23 protein-coding genes are annotated in these 26,928 nt (G+C 61.9%); 11 read left to right on the top strand and 12 right to left on the bottom strand.

The window, feature by feature from the left end:
- Positions 1-331: 331 nt before the first annotated feature.
- From AC5ZG1_RS18235 to AC5ZG1_RS18225, 3 genes are all read left to right on the top strand, one after another.
- Positions 332-1,921 (top strand): porin, encoded by a 1,590-nt coding sequence (locus AC5ZG1_RS18235; protein ID WP_496133665.1) that lies wholly within the window; start codon positions 332-334, stop codon positions 1,919-1,921.
- 254 nt (positions 1,922-2,175) lie between these two features.
- Complete coding sequence (locus AC5ZG1_RS18230; RefSeq protein ID WP_496133664.1) at positions 2,176-3,252, top strand: SphA family protein; 1,077 nt, start codon at positions 2,176-2,178, stop codon at positions 3,250-3,252.
- Positions 3,253-3,504: 252 nt separating this feature from the next.
- Entirely contained in the window at positions 3,505-4,128 is a 624-nt protein-coding gene (locus tag AC5ZG1_RS18225) for a nucleoside deaminase (protein ID WP_496133663.1), read from the top strand.
- A gap of 33 nt (positions 4,129-4,161) precedes the next feature.
- Here the strand turns inward: AC5ZG1_RS18225 and AC5ZG1_RS18220 are convergent, their stop codons facing one another.
- The 5 genes from AC5ZG1_RS18220 to AC5ZG1_RS18200 form a co-directional block, all read right to left on the bottom strand.
- Positions 4,162-4,530, bottom strand: a complete 369-nt coding sequence (locus tag AC5ZG1_RS18220) for a hypothetical protein (RefSeq protein WP_456647068.1) — start codon at positions 4,528-4,530, stop codon at positions 4,162-4,164.
- A 350-nt stretch (positions 4,531-4,880) separates the two neighbouring features.
- On the bottom strand, positions 4,881-5,099 hold the full coding sequence (locus AC5ZG1_RS18215; RefSeq protein WP_130231097.1) for a hypothetical protein: 219 nt from the start codon (positions 5,097-5,099) through the stop codon (positions 4,881-4,883).
- A gap of 544 nt (positions 5,100-5,643) precedes the next feature.
- Entirely contained in the window at positions 5,644-5,871 is a 228-nt protein-coding gene (locus AC5ZG1_RS18210) for a hypothetical protein (protein WP_028166356.1), read from the bottom strand.
- 159 nt (positions 5,872-6,030) lie between these two features.
- Entirely contained in the window at positions 6,031-6,213 is a 183-nt protein-coding gene (locus AC5ZG1_RS18205) for a hypothetical protein (RefSeq protein ID WP_456647067.1), read from the bottom strand.
- A 1,482-nt stretch (positions 6,214-7,695) separates the two neighbouring features.
- A complete protein-coding gene (locus tag AC5ZG1_RS18200; RefSeq protein WP_496133662.1) occupies positions 7,696-8,844 on the bottom strand; it encodes an acyl-CoA dehydrogenase family protein in 1,149 nt (382 codons plus the stop codon).
- Between the two features lie 113 nt (positions 8,845-8,957).
- On the opposite strand from AC5ZG1_RS18200, the gene AC5ZG1_RS18195 reads away from it, so the two are divergent.
- Positions 8,958-9,866 carry a LysR substrate-binding domain-containing protein gene (locus AC5ZG1_RS18195; RefSeq protein ID WP_496133661.1) on the top strand — a complete coding sequence of 303 codons (909 nt, stop codon included), beginning with the start codon at positions 8,958-8,960 and terminating at the stop codon, positions 9,864-9,866.
- A 189-nt stretch (positions 9,867-10,055) separates the two neighbouring features.
- Positions 10,056-10,271 carry a hypothetical protein gene (locus tag AC5ZG1_RS18190; protein ID WP_463327637.1) on the top strand — a complete coding sequence of 72 codons (216 nt, stop codon included), beginning with the start codon at positions 10,056-10,058 and terminating at the stop codon, positions 10,269-10,271.
- A 78-nt stretch (positions 10,272-10,349) separates the two neighbouring features.
- On the opposite strand, the gene gcvA is transcribed toward AC5ZG1_RS18190, so the two are convergent.
- Positions 10,350-11,258, bottom strand: coding sequence for a transcriptional regulator GcvA (gcvA, locus tag AC5ZG1_RS18185; protein WP_496133660.1), 909 nt, complete (start codon positions 11,256-11,258; stop codon positions 10,350-10,352).
- An 89-nt stretch (positions 11,259-11,347) separates the two neighbouring features.
- On the opposite strand from gcvA, the gene AC5ZG1_RS18180 reads away from it, so the two are divergent.
- Positions 11,348-12,160, top strand: a complete 813-nt coding sequence (locus AC5ZG1_RS18180; RefSeq protein ID WP_496133659.1) for an SDR family oxidoreductase — start codon at positions 11,348-11,350, stop codon at positions 12,158-12,160.
- 52 nt (positions 12,161-12,212) lie between these two features.
- On the opposite strand, the gene AC5ZG1_RS18175 is transcribed toward AC5ZG1_RS18180, so the two are convergent.
- Positions 12,213-12,776, bottom strand: a complete 564-nt coding sequence (locus AC5ZG1_RS18175) for a GrpB family protein (RefSeq protein ID WP_496133658.1) — start codon at positions 12,774-12,776, stop codon at positions 12,213-12,215.
- Between the two features lie 389 nt (positions 12,777-13,165).
- Between AC5ZG1_RS18175 and AC5ZG1_RS18170 the strand changes: the two genes are divergently transcribed.
- Entirely contained in the window at positions 13,166-14,701 is a 1,536-nt protein-coding gene (locus AC5ZG1_RS18170; protein WP_496133657.1) for a L,D-transpeptidase, read from the top strand.
- Between the two features lie 55 nt (positions 14,702-14,756).
- Here the strand turns inward: AC5ZG1_RS18170 and AC5ZG1_RS18165 are convergent, their stop codons facing one another.
- Positions 14,757-15,554: a bestrophin-like domain gene (locus AC5ZG1_RS18165; RefSeq protein WP_456644475.1), complete on the bottom strand. Its 798-nt coding sequence runs from the start codon at positions 15,552-15,554 to the stop codon at positions 14,757-14,759.
- 1,060 nt (positions 15,555-16,614) lie between these two features.
- Between AC5ZG1_RS18165 and AC5ZG1_RS18160 the strand changes: the two genes are divergently transcribed.
- From AC5ZG1_RS18160 to AC5ZG1_RS18150, 3 genes are read left to right on the top strand one after another with little or no spacing between them, the layout of a single operon-like run.
- Positions 16,615-17,628, top strand: a complete 1,014-nt coding sequence (locus AC5ZG1_RS18160) for a catalase (protein WP_456644474.1) — start codon at positions 16,615-16,617, stop codon at positions 17,626-17,628.
- Between the two features lie 4 nt (positions 17,629-17,632).
- On the top strand, positions 17,633-18,349 hold the full coding sequence (locus tag AC5ZG1_RS18155; protein WP_130229755.1) for a hypothetical protein: 717 nt from the start codon (positions 17,633-17,635) through the stop codon (positions 18,347-18,349).
- A complete protein-coding gene (locus tag AC5ZG1_RS18150) occupies positions 18,346-19,776 on the top strand; it encodes a Dyp-type peroxidase (protein WP_496133656.1) in 1,431 nt (476 codons plus the stop codon). The genes AC5ZG1_RS18155 and AC5ZG1_RS18150 overlap by 4 nt, the downstream gene beginning before the upstream one ends.
- A 230-nt stretch (positions 19,777-20,006) precedes the next feature.
- On the opposite strand, the gene AC5ZG1_RS18145 is transcribed toward AC5ZG1_RS18150, so the two are convergent.
- Together AC5ZG1_RS18145 and AC5ZG1_RS18140 are read right to left on the bottom strand one after the other, a co-directional pair.
- On the bottom strand, positions 20,007-20,471 hold the full coding sequence (locus tag AC5ZG1_RS18145) for a DUF3455 domain-containing protein (RefSeq protein ID WP_245287455.1): 465 nt from the start codon (positions 20,469-20,471) through the stop codon (positions 20,007-20,009).
- A gap of 187 nt (positions 20,472-20,658) precedes the next feature.
- Positions 20,659-21,873, bottom strand: coding sequence for an NADP-dependent isocitrate dehydrogenase (locus tag AC5ZG1_RS18140; RefSeq protein WP_130229753.1), 1,215 nt, complete (start codon positions 21,871-21,873; stop codon positions 20,659-20,661).
- A 371-nt stretch (positions 21,874-22,244) separates the two neighbouring features.
- Between AC5ZG1_RS18140 and AC5ZG1_RS18135 the strand changes: the two genes are divergently transcribed.
- On the top strand, positions 22,245-23,456 hold the full coding sequence (locus AC5ZG1_RS18135; protein ID WP_496133655.1) for a TrmJ/YjtD family RNA methyltransferase: 1,212 nt from the start codon (positions 22,245-22,247) through the stop codon (positions 23,454-23,456).
- A gap of 101 nt (positions 23,457-23,557) precedes the next feature.
- On the opposite strand, the gene AC5ZG1_RS18130 is transcribed toward AC5ZG1_RS18135, so the two are convergent.
- Positions 23,558-24,772 (bottom strand): diguanylate cyclase, encoded by a 1,215-nt coding sequence (locus AC5ZG1_RS18130; protein ID WP_496133654.1) that lies wholly within the window; start codon positions 24,770-24,772, stop codon positions 23,558-23,560.
- Between the two features lie 57 nt (positions 24,773-24,829).
- Entirely contained in the window at positions 24,830-26,788 is a 1,959-nt protein-coding gene (locus AC5ZG1_RS18125; RefSeq protein WP_496133653.1) for a sigma 54-interacting transcriptional regulator, read from the bottom strand.
- Positions 26,789-26,928: the final 140 nt, after the last annotated feature.

Below are 26,928 nucleotides of genomic sequence, written 5' to 3'. Positions count from 1 at the left end.
AACACCATCGCGCAGGGAAAGCCGGAATGCTTCGGTTGAACCTGTGGTCCTACCCCCGTGCTTTTTGTTGCACGGGATCCACGGGTGCAACCAGCACCCGGCTTTCCCTGCGCCCTCTACTCAGTGAGGAGGGTGAAACACGCAAAGCTCGGGCATCTCGTGCCGCGAGAATGCGAACTCACATCCTCTCCGCTGTGTCCGCCAGCGTGGCAGAAAAATCACAGCCGGCCAACCAGTTGCATGCGGCTCATCGGCACGTATTGCCTGCCGACCGTCTTGGATTCACTCTTGGTTGCACGCACCTGCATGAGTCACGGGAAGGAGCCCCGGAATGAAAAGGGCGCGGAATCTCGTTCTCGGAATAATGGCCGGCCTGATGGCCATCGGCGGCGCCCAGGCCGCGGATCTGCCGGTCAAGGCGAAGGCCGTCGAATATGTGAAGGCGTGCTCGCTGTACGGCGCGGGCTTCTTCTTCATTCCGGGCACCGACACCTGCATCAAGCTCGGCGGCTATGTGCGTGCCGACGTCACCTTCAACGGCGGCGCCGCCCACGGCCAGCCGGCGTGGAATGGCGATGCCGGGCAGCGGAACCGTTATTTCGATTATTTCGTCGACCGCTCGCGCATGGTGCTGACGGTCGATACCCGCACCGCCACCGAATATGGCGTGGTCCGCACCTTCGCTTCGAGCAAATTCCAGTTCACCACGCTGGGGGGCAGCACCTTCAACCCGAACTCGATCAACGGCTCGCTTCCTGTCGCGAACTCGAACCTGCTCGACACCCCCGGCGGCGGCTATGTCGCCATCTATGATCTCTTCGTCCAGTTCGCGGGATTCACCTTCGGCAAGTCAGCGTCCGCCTACGCGTCGCCCTGGCAGGGCACTCCGGGCAACAACTCGTCGTTCCTGCTGGGTGGCCAAAGCGGTGACAATAGCGGTGCCAACAACATCCAGTACACCGCGGACTTCGGTAACGGCGTGACCGGCAGCATCGGACTTGACGATCCTACGGTGTGGGACCGCACCGCCGTCTACAATCTGTCGCTGGCGCTGAATGCCACGTTGAACACCGGCAACGCCTATGCCGGCGTTCATGCCCCCGAGGTCGTCGGCAATATCCGCGTCGATCAGGCCTGGGGCCTGTTCCAGATTTCCGCAGCGGCGCATGAGGTGAACGCCTCCTACAACGTCCTCAACACCGCTGGCGCGCCGGCCGGCGCAGTCGGCTTGCCGGGCGCGGCGCCGACTGCGTTGTCGGAGATCAGCGGTCACCCCGACACCAGATGGGGTGGCGCGGTGATGGCCGCCCTGCAAATCAAGAACCTGCCGACCGGCACTGCCGATGACATCAAGCTCGATGCGAGCTACGCCAAGGGAGCCACGAAATACATCATCGGAACGGATTCGACCTCGCCGAGCTTTGCGATGTTCGGCGGCTCCAGCAATCCGGCGGCCTATCAGAGCATCGGCTTCGGCGCCACCACCGATGCGGTTTACCTGCCGGTCGCAGCCGGCGGCGACGGCTCGCTGCATCTGACCGAGGCCTTTGGCGTCCGCGGCGCATTCAATCACAACTGGGATCCGTACTGGTCGACGAGCCTCTATGGCAGCTATTCGGTGGTCCGCTACGACGGCACGGCCAAGGCATTCATCTGCGCCAACTACACCACGCCGGCCAAGGCGGTGAGCGCCGACTATGTCTGCAATCCCGACTTCAACGTCTCGCAACTCGGCACGGCGACCCGCTGGACACCCGTCAAGAACCTGACCTTCTCGGCGGAAGTGCAGTGGTTTCACCTCGACCAGAAATTCCAAGGCTCTGCGGTCCTCGGGGCGGCAGCTCCGAAGCCTGCGACGCGCTACGAGTTCAAGGACCAGGATGCAGTCCATCTGGAGCTTCGCGTTCAGCGAAACTTCTGAGGGGCATTTTTCAAAAAATGTTCGTAAGGCGCAAATCAGCCGCGCTATGCAGAATCGGCAAAACCACCAAGTATTTTCAGCCCGGAAATTGTGGCATGGAAGGCACAGTCTCTCGCTAAGGATGCACAGGTTGCGAAAGCATCGATCACACGTAGACGCGCTGTGGTAGCATTTTTTCGTTTCCGGTCCCTCGCATGCCGGATCGTTCTTCGGCGGTGACGGAGGAGCGGTGGAATAAAAAGGGGGCTTGGCGGATGAAGGGCGGGAAATCGATATCGACGGCCGGTTTTGTCTGCCGGTTGAGTGCGGCAATTGCGACCTTGCTTGTGCTTCCCTATGATGTGGCGCGGGCCGATGAAGGCGGCATCAGCTTTTGGATACCCGGCTTCTTCGGTAGCCTCGCGGCTACCCCCCAACAGCCGGGTTGGTCGATAACTTCGATTTACTATCGCACCTCGGTTTCCGCCGGCGGTGACGTGGCGCGGGCACGGGAGATCACGATCGGTGGCATTCCCGCAAATCTGACGGCCACCGTGAACGCAAGGGTCAATGCAACCGCCAATCTGGGCTTGGTGGCCCCTACCTACACTTTTGAGACACCCGTGCTGGGCGCGCAGGCCTCTGCCGTCCTGTTAACAGCTTACGGCAACAACTCGACATCACTTGCGGGACAACTCACGGGAACACTGACGACGCCGGGCGGCGCGTTCCCGTTCTCGCGGTTCGACAGCATCGATAGCTCGCTAACCGCCTTTGGCGATCTGATCCCGTTCTTCCAGTTGAAGTGGAATTCCGGCGTTCACAACTACATGACCTACATCACCGGGGACATTCCGGTCGGGGCCTACGAGTCATCCCGCCTTGCAAATCTGGGGCTCGGGCACTGGGCGATCGACGCCGGCGGCGGCTACACCTATTTCGACCCGAAGACTGGGCACGAAGCTTCGGCGGTGCTTGGATTCACCTACAACTTCATCAACCCTGCGACTCAATATCAGAGTGGCGTCGACATGCACCTCGACTGGGGCGTATCGCAATTCCTGACCAAGCAGTGGCAGGTCGGCCTGGTGGGTTACGTCTACCAGCAGCTCGGCTGTGACAGCGGCTCCGGCAATCGTGTCGGCTGCTTCCAGTCGCGGGTGGTCGGCGCCGGACCGCAGCTCGGCTATATCTTTCCGGTCGGCGACATGCAGGGCTATCTCAACCTGAAGGCCTACGGCGAATTCGCCAATGAAAATCGGCCAGCGGGCTGGAACATCTGGCTGACGTTCAATCTGTCGCCTGCGGCGCCAACGCCGCCTGCGCCCACAAGGCCGAGGATAACGAAATAGAAGCGCTGGTGCCAACCCATGACTCGTGCAAGCGCCGCGCAATTGGGGCTTGGACGTTCCGAATCTGCATAGTCAACACTGCGAACCTAACATTAGTTTTGCAGGGTTCGTGTAGTCAAAGCGGCCAACTACGCAATCAAGAGGCGGAGCATTCCTTTTTGGTGCAGCCTCGCAACAACCAAGTGAACGTTGCAGACACATCGTTCACGAGGTGGAAGAAAACTGCGCAAGCGTCTGCTGGCACCCATGAGCATGTCTGACCCAGAGTTAGATTCGATCATGATGCGTCGCTGCATCGCTCTCGCCCAATCCGCGGGTCAAAGCGGGGAATACCCGTTTGCGGCCGTCATCGCTCGGCGAGGCCAGTTCATTTGCGAATCCCTCAACATGGTCAAGGTCGAACGGGACGTTACGCGACACGCCGAAATGGTTGCAATTGCCTTAGCCCAGAAGACGCTCCGTGCGACCAGCCTCGATGATTGCACGCTCTATTCAACCGTTGAGCCTTGTGCGATGTGTTCTTATGCGATCCGCGAAACCAGGATAGGGCGAGTGGTATTCAGCTTGCGGTCACCGCTCATGGGCGGACACTCGCGATGGAAAGTTCTGACCGACAGCAATTTGTCCGCGACATTGCCGGAAGTGTTCGCCCCGCCACCCATCGTCCTGTCCGGATACTTGCAAGATGACGTTCAGATGGTGTTTCAAAAGCGAAATCCGCTGAGCTGGCGATTTATCAAAGCGCGAAAGATCTTCGTGGCGAGTTCGGATGCTGAAGACGTCGGCATTTTGCGCACCAAATCGCGGTTTGGCCGTTGGACCGGCGTCGGAAACCTGGTCAGGGCTATGGTTTTGGATCGCCTTTGGCGAAGCTAGCAATCGACGTTCCTTGCCGTCGCAATACACGGCTTAGTTCGGCGCCTTTTTCTTTCTGCTCGCGCCCCTCAAAGCAGTGGTCGAGGTCGTGATCGATCCATTGCTCATCTGCAGACAGGTCAAGAGATCGACATAGCTCGGGTCTCCGGCGGCCGTCGCCTCTCCCTCACACTGGACTCTGATGGTCGGGGAATACGAAAGCCAAATCGTGTCCAATTGCTGACGCGCTGAGTTCTCATCGCTCATACACTTATCGAAGGTTTGAGGTAAGGCTAAACCCATCGCCTTATCCGCTTCCACCGACCCTCTGCAGGTAGCTTCGACATTGAGTTTTGGAACGGCCTCGGAAATGGGCGTCACCAATTGAGTAGCCGCCATCACGGCCATGATTGCTGGGTGCATGGGATGTCCTTCCTTACAAGAGTATTCAGATCGTACTGGGCATCCTCCGTGAAAAGTCGGGAGGCGCAGGTTCAGCAAGTTTACGTCATACGCTGGTCGCGGGGCGGCTGGGCGTCAGAATGCCGGCGACCTCCAACAGCGTCGGCATTATCAGAGTGCGGGCAGGCGACTATGCGAATTCGGCAGTCGAGCGATCGTCCAGGCTGGACCGCCGACCCGCTGCGCCAACTGATTGTCTTAAGAGCCCCGGTTGACCGCGCAACGAGCCGACGTCGCGATCTTCAGCCATGGGCCCAGCAGGCGACATTCGCGAAATGGCGAAATGAAAGAGGCTGCCGACTGACGCGGCCTTACCGAAGGCCAATCCGCAGCACAGCCAATTCCGCGATCTCTCGCGGCTCGCTAATGCCTGTCGCGCGGACGTCGATAACCTTGCGAGCGACCATATCGCAAAACGGGTCGTTACGATCAACCACGCCCAGCAAGTTGAGAGCGTGGTTGAAGGCCTTGTTCAAAAGCTCGATTTCTTCCGGCGCGCACTTATTTTTCAACAGCCGATTGATTGGCATTGTCCCGCCCCACAGCCGACGCAAACAAAACCACACCCCTTCTTATAGCACTGGATTTTGGCTGACGGCCGGAGAAACGCGGAAGGAGCGCTGACACTTCACGAAGATGTGCTGCGTTCCGTCACTTGGATCGACGTCAAAATAAGGATGGTTCGCCAAGCGACCGCCAGGCGCCCCTCATATGCTGGGCGATATTCTTGTTGTGGCGTTCGCGATAGCAAATTCACATTCCCAAGCGCATACTCGGGGCATGGCGACAATTGTTCAATGCAATTGCGGCGCCGAGTACAGACGCACCGAAGAGAAGTTCTTGATGCCGCATACGGGTGACGCGATCTGCGCGGTCTGCGGAGCCGCGCTGGAATCGTGGTCGGAATGCACCCACGTTCCCATATATGAACTTATTGAGCGTCCAGACAGAAAGCCGGAATCCCCAGCTTGACAGACGAAATCCCCTCTCGTGTCCGCTCCTGGTCCAAGAAGATACATGGCTACAGCACTGAGGTGCGCGCCATGCCCGAGACGTTAACGAGGTTCGTTCAGCTCAGATGACAGCTCCGGCCAGCAAGAAAGCACCGCCGAGCGCGACCAGCGCAAGTCCAGGCCAATTGGCTTTGATTTCGAAGCCGCTACCCGGTCTTTCTGGTTCCAGTGTGTCACGCCCGGAGCGAAGCAGCCTTCCGCCGCTTAATCGACCTCGCCAGATTGGCTGAAAGACCATCTGGAGCACGCCGCCGAAAACAAACAGCACACCAAGCCATATGAGGGTCATGCTAGTCTCCTGCACCAGTGAACGCCGAGAGGTTGCTCCGCCGAGAACCGTCGCCCGTTTGTGTTGGTTGGTGCCCTGGAAGCCGAGGCCGCGCGCCGCACATTGGTTTCGGATTATGCTCTCCGAAGTTCAGGCTATGCCAATACTAACGCATCCCGCTTAGTCTTCGTCTGGCTCGCGCACGACCGGCGATTCGTCGGTTCCGTTCTCTTCGTCATCCTGCTCGTCGTCCGCGTCCTCTTCGTCGTCATCAGGATCTCGGGGCGGCATCGTGTTGCCTATGATCGCGGAGACACACCAGTCGATCCTGGTCGGAACTACCTCACGGATTTGTAGGATCATGTTGTTGCTCCTCGGATGTAACCCTGAGGCATTTTACCTCTTTCTCGGAGTTGGGTCAGGCGCGGCTCGCGTAGCGGCAGCTCTTGGCGCAAAGCGGACCCACGAGTCTGAGAAGGGCCAACAGGTAACATTCGAAATGAAGGAGGCCGCCTACTGAGGCGGCCTTATTACTTCGGCGGCTGCAGTCCGGACGACATTACCCAATCAATCATGTGAGAAGCTGTTTCGGCTTGCCGAGCTTTGCGAACAAGTCGCTGTCTCTTGTAGCCGGGCGGGATGCCCTGGGCCTGCCTCGCCAGACGCTGTGCCTGGTCCGCGAGCATTTCTTCCAAAGTGGTGTTCCTGAAGCGACGACGCTTAATCATGCGCTCCTCCATATTGTGCAGGCGGGAGCGCAATCGGTCTCTCAGCCACCGGGCGCCTACGGAGCCTCCGTGTTTTTGCCGGTGATGCCAATATAACGGGCTGTCGTAGCGAAGGTTGCTAATCTCCTTCAAACCCCGTTGGGTCATTTGCGGCGATTGGTTGCGTCTGGCCACGTCCGACCCACCCGTTGCAGCCGACGCTGGGTCGAGTGTTGCGTTGGTCGGATAGGAGCAAATAGGCGACGTAGGGCCCGCTCCAAGCTCGGCCCGCTTTGCATCTGAAAGCGGACGTTGGCGGGTCCAAGCGGCTGAACCTTTGAAACCGGCATCCTGTTTTCGCTACGGCCTGCTTCGCTTCGAGCGCCACGACGATGTGGCCGCTTTGGGCGCGACAAATCAACCCGACGGGCAAATCACCGAAAGTCTGTCCATCCCTCGCACGAAAAATAATCCGCTTTCGCCGTCGGGCAAATCAGTGATTTAACTCCGCGAGTCTCACGCGAATGAGGGGCGGGTCGCGATCGTCACGAACGTTGCGGTGAGATGCGGTGGACGCGGCTGTTGCGAGCGACGAACGCAACATCAGCGGACGGCGAAGTCGTGTGGTCCTGGCGCCCCGACGCTGGCGCTAAGCTTCTTGTGAAGTGACGGTGGCAAAAGAGCCCGGTCACCGGGGAGAGCACGAAGTAAGCCGTAAACCATCGCGCAGGGAAAGCCGGAATGCTTCGGTTGAACCTGTGGTCCTACCCCCGTGCTTTTTGTTGCACGGGACCCATGGGTGCAACCGGCACCCGGCTTTCCCTGCGCCCTCTGATCTCGAGGAGGGTGAAACGAACGCAAAGCTTGGGCACTTCGTGCCGCGAGAACGCGAACTCACATCCGCTGTTTGACTCAGACGTAGGATGGGTAGAGCGAAATGAAATCCATCATTGGTGTGCCGCTTGCTCCATCGCGATGGGTTTTGCTTCGCTCTACCCATCCTACGGGCCCGCTGTTTGAAATTTGAATCAGGCCTGCGCCGACGTTGTAGGGTGGCAAAGCCACTTGTCCGCAGTAGCTCAACGAGCGAAGGCGGAAGCGTGCCCATCACGAGCAGTGCGCCAGCTCCTTGAGCACTTCAAAGTCTCGCCGTGCCGGGATCGAGGCCGAGGCGGATGCGGCCGGCGATGACGTAATTGTTCGGGCTCATCGCCACGTGCTGGCTTGCGGCCTGGATGTCGCGGAGCGCCCGCTCCAGCGGGCAGGATTCGAAGATCGAGATCGCGCCTGCGTCCGCCGCGAGCAGATGGACGATGCGCGATGCGCTCTCCGCCGCATTCGTGCATGCCGTGCGATAAGCGGCGCGTGCGCTCGTCGATGGTTCGCCGCGCTCGGCGTCCTCCATGAGGTCCGTGATCGCGTCGGCAAGGAAGGCCCGCGCCGACCTGTACAGCGCTTCGGCTCGCCCAACGCTGGCCTGCACCGTTTCACGGTCGCGAAGCACGGCGGAGCTGCCGCTGCGGGATCTGGTTTCGGCGAGGGTGACGAAGGTCTCGATGGCGCCACGGGCGATCCCGAGCGGGACGGCCGCGATCGTCCAGGGAAACAGGGTTGCGGGCGGCAGGCGGAACATGAGGCCGGGCTGCGATGGGCTTGGCTCCAGAAAGCTGTGCGTGTGCGCGGCAGGCACGAACACATCCCGCGCCTGGAAGTGACAGCTTCCGGTGCCACGAAGACCCGACACCTGCCAGGTGTCGTCAAGTTCGACGGCGTCGCGATCCATGTAGCAACACAAGAGCCGGCTTTCGCCATTCGTCTTGTCAGCGGCAAGACCCATGAACAGCGTCGCTCCGTGGGCGCCGCTGCCGAAGGGCCAGCGCCCGGAGACGCGGTAGCCGCCATCTGACGGCAGCGCTTCGCCGATGGCGCCGGTCGCGCTCGCGATGAAGGCGCCAGGATTGGAAAACCAGCGGCGCGCGGTCGGCTCGGGGACGTAGCCGCCGATCCGGCTCATGCCTGCGCCATTGCCGACGATCCAGCCGAGCGAGCCATCCAGCGTCGCGACTTGCTCGACCACTGCCATGAATTCGAGCGGCGACAATTCCGGCCCGCCCAATGCCTTGGGAAGCCACAGCCGGAACAGCCCGGCGGAAGCGAGTGCCGCGTACATCGGCGGAGGGAGCCGGCGGTCGCGGTCGCACTGCTCGCGCAGCTCGGCGGCAAGCGGAGCGAGCCCAGCGATAGCCTTCAGATAGGGCGCGACGACAGGAGAATGATCGATCCGCATGTTTGGGTCCGACGCTGCTGAACCGGCGGCCATAATGCTCTCACGGCACTTTAGTCGCGGCAAAATCGAATATCTCAGTCGCTGGATGAATTGGATTCATCTAGACTGCGGGCATGAGAAAGCTTCCGCCGCTGGGATCCCTTCGCGCCTTCGAGGCCGCCGCCAGACGCCTGAGCTTCAGGGACGCGGCGGCCGAGCTCGGCGTCACGCCGACCGCCATCAGCCATCAGATCAGGATTCTCGAGGAGATCTGCGGACGGCCGCTGTTTCGCCGCCGCCCGCGACCGCTGGCGCTGACGGATGCGGGCGAGCGGCTATTTCCAGTGATCCGGAACGGCTTTGATACATTCGCGTCCGTGGTCACCGCAGTGTCGGCGAAGACCGCCAGGACCACGTTGCGCGTGACCAGTCCGAACGCGTTTGCGAGCCGCTGGCTGGTGCCGCGCCTGCCGCGATGGCGCAAGCTGTATCCGCAGATCCGGCTGGAGATCATCGGCACTGACGCCGTGCTCAATCTGCGCGCCGGAGATGCCGATCTCGCGATCCGCTACGCTCGGACGATGCCGGCCGATCTGGCGGCGCGGGAAATCTTCCGCGACAGTTTCTTCCCGGTCTGCAGCCCGGCGCTATTGAGCGAAGGGGGCCCGGCGATCACGCGCGCCGCCGACCTCCTGCACTATCCACTGATCCATTACGACTGGCTGAACGGGGATCGCGAGGCGCCGAGCTGGTCGCGATGGCTCGCCATCGCTCGCTCCGTCGATCCGGATATCCCTGCCGCGACCGAGCATTGGGACCTCAGCTTCCGCGAGGAGATCCACGCCATCGATGCGGTCGCAGCGGGGCAGGGGATCGCGATCTGCAGCGACGTCGTGGTGAGCCATGAGATCGAAAGCGGCGCACTGGTGAAGGCGCACGATCTGGCGCTGCCCGGCTACGGCTTCTACGTCGTCCACGTCCCGGACCACCCGCGGCAAGCCAGCATCGAAGCGTTTGCAGCGTGGATGCGGTCGGTGGCGTAGAAGGACTTATGCCTGTTATGACTTTTCTGTAACTTGCGCCAATGGACACTTGTGAATTAGGCAAATTGCGATTGCTTCCAACGTCGTCCGCAATCGACTCAACCGCTTCCGCAATCGGCGCAGCGTCGATTCCGGAGATCAGCGATATCGTACCAAACGTAGCGTATGCCGGAACCTATGAGTGAGAGCGTGAACGGCAAGATCATGGTGGCACGTGACGGCAACCGCCTTCTCGTCGAGTTTGCGCATCAGCAGGCGCTTCCGGTGTATCCTGCGGCCGCCGGGGAATTCTTCGCAACAGCGATCGACCTGCGATTGCGATTTGCCGGCGGCGATCAGGCAAGACCGTCCGAGCTGACGGTCGTCAATGGTAACAAGACGGAGTCGTTCAAGCGCACCGACTGAAGTCCTTGTCGTTCGGGTGGCCCCAACGCGAACATTCCGTCGTCAGTTCTGATATCGCCATCGCTGTTTCGAAAGCCACTAGCCGACCTTCGCTTGATCAGTTTCCGCTTCAGCGCAGATCCACTCCTTGAACGCCACGATTTCCGGGTCGCCGTCGGCGCCGGCCCGATGGACAACATAGTAGGCAAGCTCACAGTTGAGTGCTTCGCCGAAAGGACGAACAAGGCGGCTCGTCTCCAAATCCAGGGCGACCAGTGTCGTCCGACCCAGGGCAACGCCACTTCCATTCATCGCTGCCTGGTAGGCTGCTGCTGAATCATTGATCTGCAGCCCACGGTCGCAGTTGATGTCCGGAAAGCCTGCTGCTTGCAGCCATGTCCGCCATGTCGGGAATGCATTTTCGAACGCCATCGAACGATCATGGATAAGCGTGTGATGCTTCAGGTCTTCAGGGCGTCGTAGCGGGTGCGGCCCTTCGAGCAACGCTGGACTGCAGACCGGAAAAAATGCGTCGCGCAACAGGAAGGTCGATTTGAGGCCTGGCCAGTGACCACTGCCGTAACGAATGCCGAGACCCATTCTCTCTGCCGCGAAATCAACGAGCCGGCCGCTGGTATCGATGCGCAGATCATACAAGGGATGATCGGCCGCAAAACGCTCGACGCGCGGCAGTAGCCACTTGTCCGCAAAGGCTGGCGGCACGGTGATATTGATCGTGACGATCCCGCGCGATGCTTTCAAACGTTCAAAGGCCGCGGTCAGGTGATCGAATCCGGCTTGAAGCTCGGGTAGCGCAGCTTGCGCGGCTTCGGTCAAAACAAGTCGTGCGGGGCCAGCCTGAGAGCGGTGAAAAAGTTCGACTCCGACAACCGCTTCGAGGGTCCGCACGAGGCTTCCCACCGCCGCTGGCGTCACGTTGAGTTCGTCTGCCGCCGCAACGTAGCTGAGGTGCCGGGCAGCCGCCTCGAAGGCGCGGAGTGCGTTCAAGTGGTTGGGAGCCCGCATAAATCTCCGAACAAGTTTTTCTCTGCCGCCCGCACAGATCATCTCTGTTGCGGCAGCGAGGGTCAACGATCATGTTTGCTGACAACGGAACGCGCGCTCCGGTCACAAACCCAAAACCTTTGGACCAGGAGAGAATCATGAAACTATCGAACAAGATCGCCCTTGTTACCGGTGGAACCTCTGGCATCGGGCTCGAAGCGGCAAGGTTGTTTCGGGACGAAGGAGCTACCGTGATCATCGTCGGGCAGAATCCTGCCCGGTTGCAGTCGGCGGCAAGTCAGCTCGGGGACGGCGTTGTCGCGTTGCGCGGCGACGTGAGCAAGCCGGCGGAGATTGAAAATATCGTTCGTCAGATTGGCGAGACGTTCGGCCGTATCGACGTGCTGTTCGCGAACGCTGGCGTGGGCATAGCGGCCCCGCTGGAAGCCGTCACGGAAGATCAGGTCGACACGCAGTTCAACGTGAACTTCAAGGGCGTCTTCTTCACCGTTCAGACGGTCGCTCCACTGCTGGCCAAGGGTGGAAGCATTATCATGACGACGTCGTTCCTGAACGAAGTTGGCTCACCGGGCCTTTCCATTTTGGCGGCCACGAAAGCGGCAGTGCGTTCCCTGGTGCGGTCGTTGGGCGCGGAGCTTGCGCCACGTGGCATCCGCGTGAATGCCATAAGCCCGGGTCCGATCAGCACTCCGTTTCATGGCAAGCTCGGGCTTTCCGAGAAGCAACTCAATGAAGCGGCCGCGACAATTGAGGATGAGATCCCGCTGCATCGTTTCGGCGAAGCGGAGGAAATCGCCAGGGCGGCCCTGTTCCTGGCGAGCGAGGATGCCTCCTTCATGACCGGATCGGAACTGGTTGTCGATGGCGGCATATCGCAGCTTTGACATGCTCGATGCAAGAAGGCGGCGGCTGAGAAATCGGCCGCCGACGCCGTGCTCAATTTGCGCGCTGGAGACGCCCAAGGCTCGCGCGCCATGCACGAGCCTTGGCCGTCGTCTCTTCGACAAAAATATCTTTGCCTGTTCGATAGGCCTCTATGTCGTCCTTTGAAGATGCAGCAAGGGCTCGCTTAACGCTGGCGTAGGCGCGTGCTGCCTCGGGATGTGCGCGAAGATAGTCGCGAAACACCAAACGTGCCTCCCAACGAGGATGGGACGGCTCCATCAAGTGCACATGGTGGGTCCACGGTCCCGGAGGCCCCTTACGGAAGAACAACTCACCGGGGAGCCATGACGCGTATTCCGGTATGTACTTGTAGCCAAGTGCCACAAACGGCTCGATGCGACGTTCCTTTGCCTCTTCAAGGCTAGGTACACCAACCAGCAGGTCAACGATGGGCTTTGATGGGAGACCTGGAACCGCTGTGCTCCCTATATGCTCGATGACCAGGACGAACGAGCCGAGAGCATGCTTGATCCTCATGCACTCCTGTTCGAACAACGCCGGCCAGTTGGGGTCATATTCGGAGACGACAATCGACCCGGCCCCGTATTTCTCCATGTTCGGCCCCCGATTGTGCCTTCATGCCAACATATCACGATGGTAGAGTTCGATGCATCACGACTGGGTCATCCAGCAAGATCCGGTTAGAGCATGATCCGGAAAAGTGGAAACCGGTTTTCCGAAAAGATCATGCTCAAACAAAGAGATGAGATCATGATCCGATTCCGTCTAATCGGATCATGATCCAGGGTCAGAAGCCGGCGTTATGGCCCGCCCCAAACTTGGCCCGCTTTACATCTGGGAGCGGAGCTTGCCAGCTTCAGCGGCCAAAATCGGTCACGGGCTGAGCAGCCGACATCGGGTCGGTCTAGCCGTATCGGGGTGAGTCAAATAAGCTGGTCGCCGATCTCGATGGACGCGGACAGGCATTTCAACCGGGACATGGCATGGCAAATCGGTTCATCACGACGCAATCCACCGTGGAGACGCGGCGCTGGGGGAGTTCCGCCATTGTGGCGCTCGTGGCGATGGCGGCGCTGTCCGCCGACGCCGCGGCGAGACAGGCGCGCCCCGCGCCGCCCACTGAGGCGACAGCGCCGCGCGATGCGGGCGAGCCGATCATGGCGATCGTGTCGATCAAGTCCCAGCAGGTCACTTTCTACGACGCCGAGGGCTGGATCCTGCGCGCGCCGGTGTCGACCGGCACCAAGGGACGCGAGACGCCTGCCGGCATCTTCGCCGTCATCGAGAAGGACAAGGACCACCACTCGACGCTCTATGACGACGCCTGGATGCCGAACATGCAGCGCATCACCTGGAACGGCATCGCGCTGCACGGCGGGCCGCTGCCCGGGTATGCGGCCTCGCACGGCTGCGTGCGGATGCCCTACGACTTTGCGGAGAATTTGTTCGACAAGACGCGGATCGGCATGCGGGTGATCATCTCGCCGAACGACGCGGAGCCGGTCGAGTTTTCTCACCCGGTGCTATTCGTGCCGGACGCGAAGGCCGTCGCGGCTGCTCCGGCGCGTGCCGAGGCGCTCGCCCGCGAGGCGGACGAGGCTGCCAGGACAGCCGACGAGGCGAAGAAAGCCGCCGCGACAGCGGCGCGCGAAACAGCATCCCTCACAGCGTCGCTGCGCAAGCTGGAGGGGCTCAAGACTCGCGCCGACGCCGAGCTCGCATCCGCCGACAAGAAGCTCGCCGCCGCAAATACGGATCAGGCCAAGGCGCAGGCCAGTGAGCAGAAGGAGAAGGCCGCCCTTAAGGCCACGGAAGCAGGGACGCAGCTCGACACCGCCAGGGCCGACGCGAAGTCGAAGCTCGACGCCGTCGCCGCCGCAAAGGACGCCGCCAAAGCGGCCCAGACCAGGAAGGCCGACACCGCCAAGGCGGCGAGCGAGGCGAAGCTCGCGCTCGAGCCGGTCTCCGTCTACATCAGCCGCGCGACGCAGAAGCTTTACGTGCGGCGCAACACTCACAAGGAGTGGCCGGACGGAGGCGAGGTGTTCGATGCGACCATTGAGGTTCCGGTCACGATCCGTGATCCCGACAAGCAGATCGGCACGCATGTGTTCACGGCGATGGCGCGCAACGACGCGAGCCTGCGCTGGACCGCGGTCACGATCGACAGCGGGGACGACGCCAAGCACGCGCTCGACCGCATCACCATCCCGCAGGATGTGCTCGATCGCATCGCGCCGACGGCATTGCCGCGATCCTCGATCATCGTCTCGGATGAGCCGCTGAGCCGCGAGACCAACTATCGCACCGAGTTCGTCGCGGTGCTGAACAACCAGCCCCAGGGCGGCTTCAAGATGCGCCGGCCTACGGTCGTCAATGTCCCGGTTGCGAGCGGCAACGACTGGGGCAACAACAACGGCTTCGGCTTCTTTTTCCAGCCCAATTGGAACCCCCAACCTGGCAATACGCGCCCGCGCGCCGGCCAATACTATCAACCGATGCAACCGCGCTGGTGGTAAGACGCGGCCCGCCGCACGCAGGCCGCCTAGAGCGTTTTCGAGCGAAGTGGAGAACTTACGAGTTCAGCGGCGGGAGCGCACTCCGCAGTGTCGAGCTTGAAATCCCCATCAGTCCCGTGAAGGGGTCATCCAGCTCCAAAACCAGAAAGATCGCGCCGGCAAACGACAGCGCGCATACGAACAGCGCGATCGTGACGACGATATTCGCTCGCACGAACAGGGTGGCGCTCACAAAGATCGCGCTCAGCCAAAATACCATGATGATCAGAAAAGGCGTCGGAATTGAACTTCCGGCCTGCGTAAACAACCGCAGTCGCATCTGCGCGCCTTCCGTGAAAGCCGCAATGGCGCGAGTCTGCAGGGAACGTTGCATATCGTTGTTCGGAGATAGCCGTTCGAGTTCATCATAGAATGTCCATGCCTCGACGCTGGACTCGAAGCGCGTGGGTTTCCCGTTTGAGTTCGCTTGCTCGTGCCAAATGCGATCAGCCATCGGCGGTATGCTCTGCCGCAGGAGCTTTCGGACAGGGGTTGCTTCCGATCCATATTGCGTAACCAGATCGTCCAGAAGGATGATCGTTGCGGTCAACTGCCGGACCTGGCTTGCCTTCTGGTCGAACGTGGTTTTTGCGGATGCGATCAACAGACCCAGTACGAGTGCGGTCAGTGTGCCAATCAGGCCTGCGGTCAGCTTTACGACGTCCTTGGAGTCCGACTGCAGGTGATGTTCTGACAACAACGGCCGAACGGCCATCCCAGCCAAGGCGCCGCCAAATATCAGCGCGAACACAAGCAACGAAATCAATAGGTTCATCATATTTGCGAATGCTCCCTCCATCATGTCGGTGAACATGCGGATACTAGCTCCGATTGTTCGGGCTCGTCCAAAGACCCGTTCTTGAGACCAAGTTCAAGCAGAACCGGACGAGGCGCAAATGTCTCAGCGCCAACGAGGGGCGGCTCGCGATTGTCACGGGCACTGTGGTGAGATGCGGTGGACGGGATGTCACGACTGATGAGCGTGGCGCTCACGGACGGCTAAGTCGTGCGGTCCTGTAATCCAGTCTCAGGGCGGGCCGCAATAGGCCTTGGTGTCAAACCGGTGATGTCCGCTTGTTTTGCGTAGCGAAGCAAAGGCGGCTGGGCCGCTAAATGGCGATGCCTCGCGACGCCACCGCTGCTTCACGAGCTCTCATCAACCGCGGTCTACAGGTGGCCCGAAAAGCCAGTCCACGTTCCATTGCAAAGGAGCGGAACGAAGTCGGCATGTCGGTTGTGCGCGGGCAAGGTTCGGTTGGACGGTTGCGAGTGTCCTCTCCATCGCAAGATCGAATGGGGTTGGAATAGAAGCCGCGATGCCGGCCCGAATGGACTCGAAGGATATCGCTACAATCGTGATTATCGCTACAGATACCAGGATTAGGAGCGCATCTGTCATGATATGCGTCGAAAAGTGCTTGGTCATGGCGTGGGCCCTCACGGCCGATAGAAGCGCATGCTCACAATTTAGTTCGTATGGAAAAGGCATATGAATGGGAGTTCACCGCGCGGAGCGCGGTCATCCATTAGTAGTATGGCCGCGACCAACTATGTAGCAGTGATCCAGACCTAAGGAGCCAATCCGTTCAGCCTCCCGTTGCGCGGAAATGGATGCGGCCACCGGATCGCGTTTGACGATCTCCGCTTGGCTCCGGACTCAGCCCATCGTTTTATCGGTGCGCGAGCACCGTCTGGCGCTATCAGATCCGAATTGCTTGGCACTTCGTTCGGCTAATTTGTGAACTACGTCACATATCCGACTTGCGATCAAATGTAAGGTTTGGGGAAGGGCGCGGGCTGAATTCGATCGACATCGCTAACGCATCAGGCGCCAACGGCATTCGGGCTGGCAGTCCGTTCGCAATGGAGGGGGCATGGGCGATTCATCGGAAGCAAGGCGGCTCGTCGACGCCATCATTGCCAATTTGCCGGAGCCTGCCCCCGGGCAAAGGCCGGTGCACACGATCGGCGTGGGCGTAGACGGCTATTTCATGGCTTCGGACGTGGCGCGCAACTATTGCATCGCAGAACACTTCAAGGGACAGCGCATTCGCGTGTCGGTGAGGTTCTCCAACGGACAAGGGGGGCCGAAGCAGCATGATGGATGGTCCGATGTTCGGGGAATGGCGACACGTTTCCACCTGCAGGATGGGACGGCAGCCGACCTGATCGCTACGACGCTCGCCGAATTTTTCGCCCGCAATGTTGAGGACTTTTTCGAGTTCACCAAGGTCGCGAGGCCGCAGCCGGTTCAAAGAGAATCCCCGTGGCGGAAGATTCTCGACATGCTGCAGCTCAAGGAGCCTGTTCGCGACCCGTACCCAAAGCAAACCACGAGTGACGGTGCGGGAATACTCAGTTACGCCAATCAACACCGGTTCGCCCAGTTGGCAGTGTTCGAAGCCGGGGTGATCGGCGCCCCGGTGAGCTATGCCCGCGCGGCCTATCACGCCATCCACACCTTCATGGTGGAAGATCCCCATGGAGTACGTCGTCCCGTTCGCTTTTCCTGGCAGCCGGTTGCAGGCGTCCGTACCACCGATCCCACTGCCACGCCGGTTGATAAATATCTGCGCCATGAACTTGAAGAGCGCCTGCGGCGGTGGCCGGCCCGGTTCATGCTGATGATGACAATCGGCGAAGCGGGCGACGCGCTCGACGATCCCACAAAGCCTTGGCCGGCCAGGCGAGTCCGGGTCGTCATGGGCACCCTTACGCTCACCAATCTCGCCAAGGATCAGGTCGCGGACGGCGAACGCATCAGTTTTAATCCCTGGCGTCTCGTACCTGGCATCGAGCCCTCCGGGGATCCGATCCTCCACGCCCGCCGGTGCGCTTATGAAGTCTCGCGCGAAATGCGCGACGGGTGCCCCTTCAGGTGGAGCTAAGCTGATGCTAGGTGAGAAAGGTTGGCTCGATCGGTTTGTAGACCGGTTGCCCAAGAACCCCCTGTTCCAGCTCTTGGCGTCGTGGGTCCTGGTGCCTTACTGGGCGTGGCGCACGCCGGTGAAGCCGCTGCCCGGCGGTCCCCACCCATCGATCCAGCCTGGCGACAATCTGCAGTGCATGATGAACCTGATCATGCCGCTCAAGGACAAGTCGCCGATCGGTCGAGCGAAGGCAGCGCTGGCGATCGCGCAAAACAAGGATGCGATATATGCCGGATTGGACAATGTCGGCACGGTGCACTTTGCGCGCTTCGTCATCGTCGGCGACAATATTTGCATGTTCTCCGTCTACGACGGAGACTTCACCAACTACATTCGTGACTTCATCGCCACGATCGGCAGCGTGTTCAACGCCGTGGTCGAACTTGTCGAAGGAGGGGAGGCCGTGATTCCCTGCGAGCATAATGTCGAGGCGTTCATCCAATGGGTGCACGAGCGCGACCTGTACCAGGTGCCGGACACGGCCACCGATCTTCTGAGAGACCAGGAAGCTTTGAACGGCGACAAGGCCGCATCCGGCAATGACGATCTGCGCCTGCTTCCGCGCAAGGTGGTGCTCCAGCTGCGCGCCAACGCGAACGTTTCGCTCGGCAGCGGCTACCGGGCCTATCCCGGATTTTCGGCGGCTCAGGTCCGCAACCAACTGGGGATAGGCTGGTGAGCGCAGCATTCGACGCCGCTGACATACAGGGCAATATTTTGCGTGGCTATCGCAAGCCTCGCGTGCGGTACCTCATTCTTGAAGTCGCCGATCGCATCGCGGCCCGGCGCTGGCTCGCCGCCTCGTCGTCGGGCCGCGGCGACGATGTTCCGCAGATCACGACCGGGAATTGGGGGAGAACCAAGCCGGACACCTGTTTCAACATTGGCCTGACCTACGAGGGACTGCGCGCCCTCGGCACGCCGAATTCTTCCCTTGAAATGTTCCCCAACGAATTCATCGAGGGCATGAACGCCCGCGCCTTGAAGCTTGGCGATGTCGGGCCGAATGCGCCGGAAACCTGGCCAACCCCCTTCGACGCCCCCAAGCGGATCCATCTCATCGCCACGATCTACGCCGACCAGGTCGCGCAATTGAACCAAGTCCAGCAGCGCGCCCTCTCTGACGGAAAAGCCTTCAGGCTGCTCGGCGCTCTTGAGGGGTGCGCCTTCCCCAAGGACGTCGTTCACTTCGGGTATCGCGACAACATCATGCAACCGAGATTCGCGGAGGTTCACGACGGACAACGCTATGAAGACGGACAACCCAAGGCGCCGCTCGGCACCGTGTTGCTGGGACATCCGACCAACTTCGAAGGTTTGACGTGGCGGGTGCCTCAACCCAAAGCATTGGGACACAACGGCACCTTCAATGCCTTTCGCGTGCTGGAACAGGATGTGGTCGGCTTCGAGGAGTATCTCGACCGAGCCGCAAGCGATTTGATCAAGCATCCGCAGGTCGACGAGTTGCTGCCACCGGGTGCTGAAGCGAAAATCGGCCAAGCCTTGTCAATCGAAGGCCTGTCGCGTCATGCGGCTTTGCGCGAGGTCGTCGCCGCCCATTTGTGCGGCCGGTGGCGCGATGGCACGCCGATGGCACTGTCCCCGGATGCGCCTGATCCCAAAGTGGATCAGGCGAATTTTGACTACGTTGGCGACTCCCGCTGCCCCTATGGAGCCCATATCCGGCGGTGCAACCCGCGGGGCGGCCAGATCGTGCAACGGGTGGCGAACAACAGTCGGCGTCTTGTTCGGCGTGGGATGCCTTATGGACCACTCTATGATCCGCAGAAGCCTCGTGATCCGAGCAAACCCGAACCGAAACGGGGCCTGCTCGGCAACTTCATTGGGGCGAGTCTCGGCGCACAGTTCGAGGCCATGTCCTGTGATTGGCTGAATCTTGGCCTGCAGGACCCACGCATCACCGGCTCCAGCGATCCGATCACAGGCGCCAACGATCCTGGCACCAGTTGGTTCGACCTGCCGCTCAAATCCGGCACGACGATCCGGCTGCGGGGGTTGCCGCGGTTCGTCCGGACTCGGGGCGGCGCCTATGCGTTCCTGCCGAGCATCCCGGCGATCCGTTTTCTGGGATCGCTGATGGCGTGACTTGCCCACAGGCGCTTGTGGCGTGCTCCGCTGCAACGGTTGCTCGCTCCACAATACCTCTCTGTGGTTATCGATCCCTGCTTTCGCAGGGACACATCGATGTGAGACTCGAGGGAATCGTGGATGGGTAGAGCGAAAGCGAAACCCATCATCGCGCGGCTCGCTTCATCGCGATGGGTTTCGCTGCGCTCTACCCATCCTACGGCACCGCCCTTGGTTCGATGGGCCGCTCAGCCTTTACGAAGAAACACGTAGTCCGCGGAATAGGGCGCGCTGTGGGTCGCGCCGGCCTTGTCGCAGGGGCCTTCGAGAATGCCACCCGCGGTGTTGATCCGCTGCACCGTCGTGACACCGGACAGCGTGCCGCTGCCGCGCCGTGAGATCACATCAAGCTTGAGCCAGGGAATGTCGTTCGGTGTCGCGCCGGGCGCATTGCTGGAAGTCCGGCCGAGTACGACGCTGCCGTCGACATGTTCCCAGTTCGGTCCGGCATAGTGGCGGCCGACGGTCTTGCCGTCGGCCATCAGCGTTGCGATCGGTTCACGAAAGGCCCAGGCCAGCTTGCCTTCGAGGCCAGCCTTGCATTCGTAGACCTGCGCGCCTTCGGCGTGAACGCTGAGCACGATCGCTTCTCCCGGTGCAGCGATAGCCTCGGGAAGGGGGTCTGCGACGCAAGCTTCCGTCGCGGAACCCATTACCAGAAGGGCGATCGTGGCTGTCCTAAGCGACGGCATAAGATCCCCTTATTGGAGCGGCGCTTGCCAAATTCCGTCATTGCGAGGAGCGAAGCGACGAAGCAATCCATGGTGCCGCAGGGGGTAGATGGATTGCTTCGCTACGCTCGCAATGACGGGTGATAGAGCTTCGCGAGTGGAAGGCGGCTTAGGCCGCCATCGCCTTGGTGAGGTTCTCGGCGACCTTGTCGAGGAAGCCGGTCGTGGACAGCCAGCGCTGGTCGGCGCCGACGAGGAGCGCGAGGTCCTTGGTCATGTAGCCGTCCTCGACCGTCTGGACGCAGACCTTCTCCAGGGTGTCGGCGAACTTCGCAAGCTCGGGGTTGTTGTCGAGCTTGGCGCGGTGGGCGAGGCCGCGCGTCCAGGCGAAGATCGAGGCGATCGAGTTGGTCGAGGTCTCCTTGCCCTTCTGGTGCTCGCGGTAGTGCCGGGTCACGGTGCCGTGGGCGGCCTCGGCTTCCACAGTCTTGCCGTCGGGGGTGAGCAGCACCGAGGTCATCAGGCCGAGCGAGCCATAGCCTTGCGCCACGGTGTCGGACTGGACGTCGCCGTCATAGTTCTTGCAGGCCCAGACATAGCCGCCGGACCATTTCAGCGCCGAGGCCACCATGTCGTCGATCAGGCGGTGCTCGTAGGTCAGGCCCTTGGCGTCGAACTCCTTCTTGAATTCGCGGTCGAAGACATCCTGGAAGATGTCCTTGAAGCGGCCGTCATAGACCTTGAGGATGGTGTTCTTGGTCGAGAGATAGACCGGGTAGTTCCGCATCAGGCCGTAGTTGAAGGAGGCGCGGGCGAAGTCGATGATGGAGTCGTCGAGGTTGTACATCTGCATCGCGACACCGGAGCCGGGCGCCTTGAACACCTCTTTCTCGATCACGGTGCCGTCCTCGCCGACGAACTTCATCGACAGCGTGCCCTTGCCCGGGAATTTGATGTCGGTGGCGCGGTACTGGTCGCCATAGGCGTGGCGGCCGATGATGATCGGCTTGGTCCAGCCGGGAACCAGGCGCGGCACGTTCTTGCAGATGATCGGCTCGCGGAAGATCACGCCGCCCAGGATGTTGCGGATGGTGCCGTTCGGCGACTTCCACATCTCCTTGAGGCCGAACTCCTTCACCCGGGCTTCATCCGGGGTGATGGTCGCGCATTTGACGCCGACGCCGACCTTCTTGATCGCTTCCGCCGCATCGATCGTGACCTTGTCGTTGGTCTTGTCGCGGTGCTCCATCCCCAAGTCGAAATACATCAGGTTGATATCAAGGAACGGGTGGATCAGCTTGTCCTTGATGTACTGCCAGATGATCCGGGTCATCTCGTCGCCATCGAGTTCGACGACGGGGTTGGTCACCTTGATTTTTGCCATGGGAATAGGGCCTCTTGGGGGAACAGCACGCTTTGGGGCGCGACTAGCGGATTATCCTCGGGGCTATAGCACCGGGAACGCGCCGGCGGAAGCCAAGGGGTTATGCAGTTTCGGCTCATCTTTTAGCCGAGAATGCCGCCGCTATGTCTCATGCTTCAGGCGGCAGCGGAAGAGTGGAAGTGGGGTTGCGACGCTTCGCATCTCAGGTTTCGGATGAAGATTCAAGAACGGCCGCAAAGCCATTATTCCGCTTGAGAAATTTGCGCCCACGGGGCAATCCGGGCGCAGCAGGAAACTTGGCACTCTGATTCAACTCCTTCAGGACCTGAATCAGATTGTTCAGAGATTGAATCAGGAAGCGAAGTTTTAAGATGTCCGGCACCGACAAGACCAAGACCGGCCACGACCTCAGGGGGCCCGTGGTGATCCTGGTCGAACCGCAGCTTGGCGAGAACATCGGGATGGCTGCGCGCGCGATGGGCAATTTCGCGCTGTCGCGGCTCCGGCTGGTCAATCCGCGCGACGGCTGGCCGAACATCGCTGCGCAGCGCGCCGCAGCGGGCGCCGACCATATTCTCGACCATGTGGAGCTGTTCGACACCGTCACCGAGGCTGTCGCCGATCTCGACCTGTTGTTCGCCACCACCGCCCGCGCCCATGACCAGGCCAAGCCGGTGGTCGGGCCGGAAGCGGCCGCGCGCGAGATCGTGGCGTATGTCGCCGCCGGCGGCGGGGCCGGCATCCTGTTCGGCCGCGAGCGCGCCGGCCTGACCAATCAGGAGGTCGCGCTCGCCGACCGCATCGTCACCTTCCCGGTCAATCCCGGCTTTGCCTCGCTGAACCTCGCTCAGGCGGTGCTACTGATGGGCTATGAGTGGTTCAAGCTCGAGACCGCGGGCGTGCTGCCGTTCGCGATGCCTGAGCGATCCGAGCGCGCCTCCCAGCACCAGGTACAGGCGTTCTTCGACAATCTGGTCGCCGAGCTCGACAAGGTCGAGTTCCTGCGGCCGCGCGAGAAGCGCGACACCATGCTGGTCAACCTGCGCAACATCTTCACCCGGATGGAGCCGACCAAGCAGGACATGCATACCCTGCACGGTGTGATCATGGCGATCGCAGAGGGACGCAAGGGGCCGGCCAAGGGCGGCGTGCTCGACGGTGAGCAGGCGACCCGGCTGCGGGCGCTCCTCGCCGAGCAGGGGCAGGGCGGCGGCGCCTCCGCCGATGCCAGCAGCACGGTGCGCGGACTGGCGCGGCTCCTCCGGCGCAACCCGACCGATGCGGAGCGCATCCTGTGGCAGGCGCTGACCAAGGATCGCCGCTTTGCCGGCCTGTTCAAGCGCCAGACCCCGGTGGGGCGTCATATCCCCGATTTCGTCTCCTTCATCCACCGGATCGCGATCGAGCTGGAAAACCCTGACGAGAGCGAGACCATCGTGGCCGACCGGGCCAAACGACGGGAATGGCTGGAGGAGCGGGACTATCGCGTGCTCAACCTGCGCGCGGCCGAAGTCGAGCGCGATCTGGCCGGCGAACTGGACCGGCTCGCATCGAACCTGCCAGCCCGGCGAGACGCTCCGTAGCCCGGGTGGAGCGCCAGCGTAACCCGGGGCCGCTCGCAAGAGTCGACGCAGAAGTCCCGGGTTGCGCTGCGCTCCACCCGGGCTACGAGACCCTTCAAATTCTAGGCCGCCATCCCGGCGGCCTTGGCCGCGCTGCTGTGTTGGAGCCGCTGCAGGGCGGCGAGGTTGATCTCGAAGGAAGCGAGACAGCAGCGGGACTTGCCGGTGGATTTCGCTTCATAGAGCGCGGTATCGGCGGCCGAAAGCAGCTCCTCGGCCTCGGTGCCGTGCTCCGGCGACATCGCAACGCCGACGCTGACGCCGACCTGGACGCAAATCTCCTCGCCTAGCCGATAGGACATCGCGACCTCATCGATGATCCGATGTCCGATGGCGAGCGCCTGCTCTGCGGTGATGCTGTCGGCCAGCACGACGAATTCGTCGCCGCCCATGCGCGCGATGACGGCGCTATTGGGCAGGGCGCGGCGGAGCCGGTCGGCGACCAGTTGGAGCACCTTGTCGCCGGCCGCATGCCCGAAGGTGTCGTTGATCGGCTTGAAATTGTCGAGATCGAAGAACAGCACGGCAAAGGAGCCGTCGTCGCGACTGGAGGCCTCCAGCTTCCTGTTGAGAGCATCGACGATACCGGCGCGATTCCACAGGCCCGTGAGCGCATCGTGGTGGGCCATGTGGCCGTTCTCGCGCTCGGCGCGCATCGTCGCGATCAGCATCCTGTTGAGCCGGAAGGCCGCGTCCGTCATCGCCGCGAGATAGAGCGGCACCTGCAGGAACACGAGGTAAAGCAGCGGCTCGCCGGCAAGCGCGGCGCCGGGGACGATCGGGCCGAGGGCGAGCAGGATCATCGTCCCGGCCAATCGCGGTGCGCTGAAATTGCGGAAGCAGATGCCGCCGACCATCGCCGCCGCCGACAGGCAGGCGAGCAATGCGACGACCCGGTCGCCGCTGGCGAGGCTGACGGCCACGCCGTACCCGACGCTGGCGCTCCAGGCGACCGCGAGCAGCACATGCAGGTCGGTCGGGGTCCGGCGCCGGCCACGCGCCCGGCGATGGGCGACGACCAATACCGAAAGGCGGGCGAGGCAAATCGCGACTTCGAGGATGAACCAGGCGATGAACAATGCGGTCGGTTGCCGGATCGCGATCACGCCTGCCACCGCCATCGTGTTGACCGCGCCGGCCGCAAACACCGGTAGCGAGCCGTGGAGGTCGGCGATCAGCGCCGCGCGGATATCCTCAGGCGCGCCGGGACCGGCGTCGGTCAGCCAGCGCGTCACGCCCCAGCGCGGCCGGCTGTAAGGTCCCTTGTCGGACTTCATTGCAGAGCACCCCTGTCTTCCCGGGGTACAACAACACCGCGCCCGCCTAACAGCCTTTTAAGGCGCGCCCCGATCTCTTGCCGTGCTTGACGGGGGGTAAACCGGTCGCTGCCGCCCGGCAATTCCGAGCGCCTTGATCCGCGAGGCCAGCGTGGTCGGCTTCATGTCGAGCATTTCGGCCGCGCCGCCGGGGCCGAACACCTTGCCGGCGCAGGCTTCGAGCGCCGCGACGATGTTGGCGCGCTCGTGATCGCGCAGCTCCGCTGCCGTCATTACCGCGGGACGCGCGTCGGCCTTGGCGCGGGTCGAGCCCGGCGAGGCCTGGTTGCCGGGCACATCGGGCAGGTCGATGCGCAGCCGGCCGTTCTGGGCGAGGATCGCCGCGCGTTCGATCACGTTCTGCAATTCGCGGACATTGCCCGGCCAGTCGTAGCGGGCAAGGCGCCTGGCGTCGCCCTCCGACAGGCGCAGATCGGATCTCGGCGCCTTGCTTTCGCTGCTCAGGAAATGCTGCGCCAAGAGCGGGATGTCTTCGCGCCGCTCGCGCAAGGGCACCGATTCGATCGGAAACACGTTGAGGCGGAAATAGAGATCCTCGCGAAACCGGCCGCGCTGCACCTCCTGCTTGAGGTCGCGGTTGGTGGCGGCGATCAGCCGCACATCCACGGTGCGGGTGCGTTCCTCGCCGACCCGCTCGAAATTGCCTTCCTGCAGCACGCGCAGCAGCTTGCCCTGCAGCTCCAGCGGGATTTCGCCGACCTCGTCGAGAAACAGCGTGCCGCCGTCGGCCAGCTCGAACCGGCCGATGCGGTCGCGCGTCGCGCCCGTGAAGGCGCCGCGGACATGGCCGAAGAATTCGCTCTCGAACAGTTCGCGCGGGATCGCGGCGCAGTTGACGCGGATCAGCGGCCGGTCGGAGCGGCTGCTCGCTTCATGGATGGCGCGCGCGATCAGCTCCTTGCCGGTGCCGGACTCGCCTGTGATCATCACCGCCGCCGACGTCGGCGCCACCAGCTTGACCTGGCGCAGCGTCTTCTGGATTGCCTCGCTCTGGCCGATGATGCCGCGTGGATTGGTCTCGATGCGAATTTCTTCTTGCAGGTAGGCGTTTTCCAGCTCCAGCCGCTCGCGCAGGCGATCGACCTCGGCAAGCGCGGCGTGCAGCTTCTCGTCCGCCTCGCGCCGCTGGCTGACGTCGCGAAACACCACGACGGCGCCGACCACGACGCCGCGGTCGCGGATCGGCGTCGAGGTATATTCGACCCAGACCGGCGAGCCGTCCTTGCGCCAGAACACTTCGCCGTCGACCTGGTGCACGGCGCCGTCGCGGAACGCCGCATAGATCGGGCAATCATGATCGGGATAGTGCCGCCCGTCATGATGGGTGTGGTGGACGATCGGGTGGATCTCCTTGCCCACCAATTCCTCGGCGGTCCAGCCCAACATCCGCTCGGCGGCGGGGTTGACGAAGGTGGTCTTTCCTTCCGCGTTGACGCCATAAATGCCTTCGCCGGCGGCGCGCAGGATCAGCTGGTTCTCGCGCTCGATGTCCTGGAAGACGCGCTCGACCCGCTGCCATGTGGCAATGCCGCTGCGCATGTGATCCTCGGCGGCGGCATCGACATAGCGCCGGCGGCGCGCGTCGAGGTCGCTCATCGTCAGCAGCATCAGCGTGCGCCCGTCATGCGGCACCACGCAGCCGGCATATTCGATCCGAAGATTCTGTCCGGTCGCATGTCGCGGTGTCAGCGCATCGGTCCAGTACGCGCCCTTGTCGAGCACCGCCTGGGTGAAGACGATCAAAGCCGGCAATTGGCCTGCATGCAGCGTGCTCACCTTGGTCTGGCGCAGCAGCGCGCGGTCATAGCCGAGCAGGGAACAGGCGGCGGGGTTGGCGTCGAGGATCACGTCGGCATCGGGATCGAGCAGCAGCGTCGGCTCGATCGAGCACTCGAAGGCAGCGGCACGCAGGTTCGCATCGTGCGCGCTCGCGGTCGCGCTGAGAGCCAGGTCCATTGTGCAGGTCGCCCCGAAAAATCGTAATTTGATTACGATTTGTCGTGTATCACGAATTCTTGTAGTCGCCAATGCGCTGATAAAAGCCTGCGACATCAATGCTATCGGCTCAAAAAGAGGCTGGCATGGACCTTGCGTAA

Source organism: Bradyrhizobium sp. Leo78, assembly GCF_059512425.1.
This window is presented reverse-complemented; position numbering and strand designations above follow the sequence as displayed.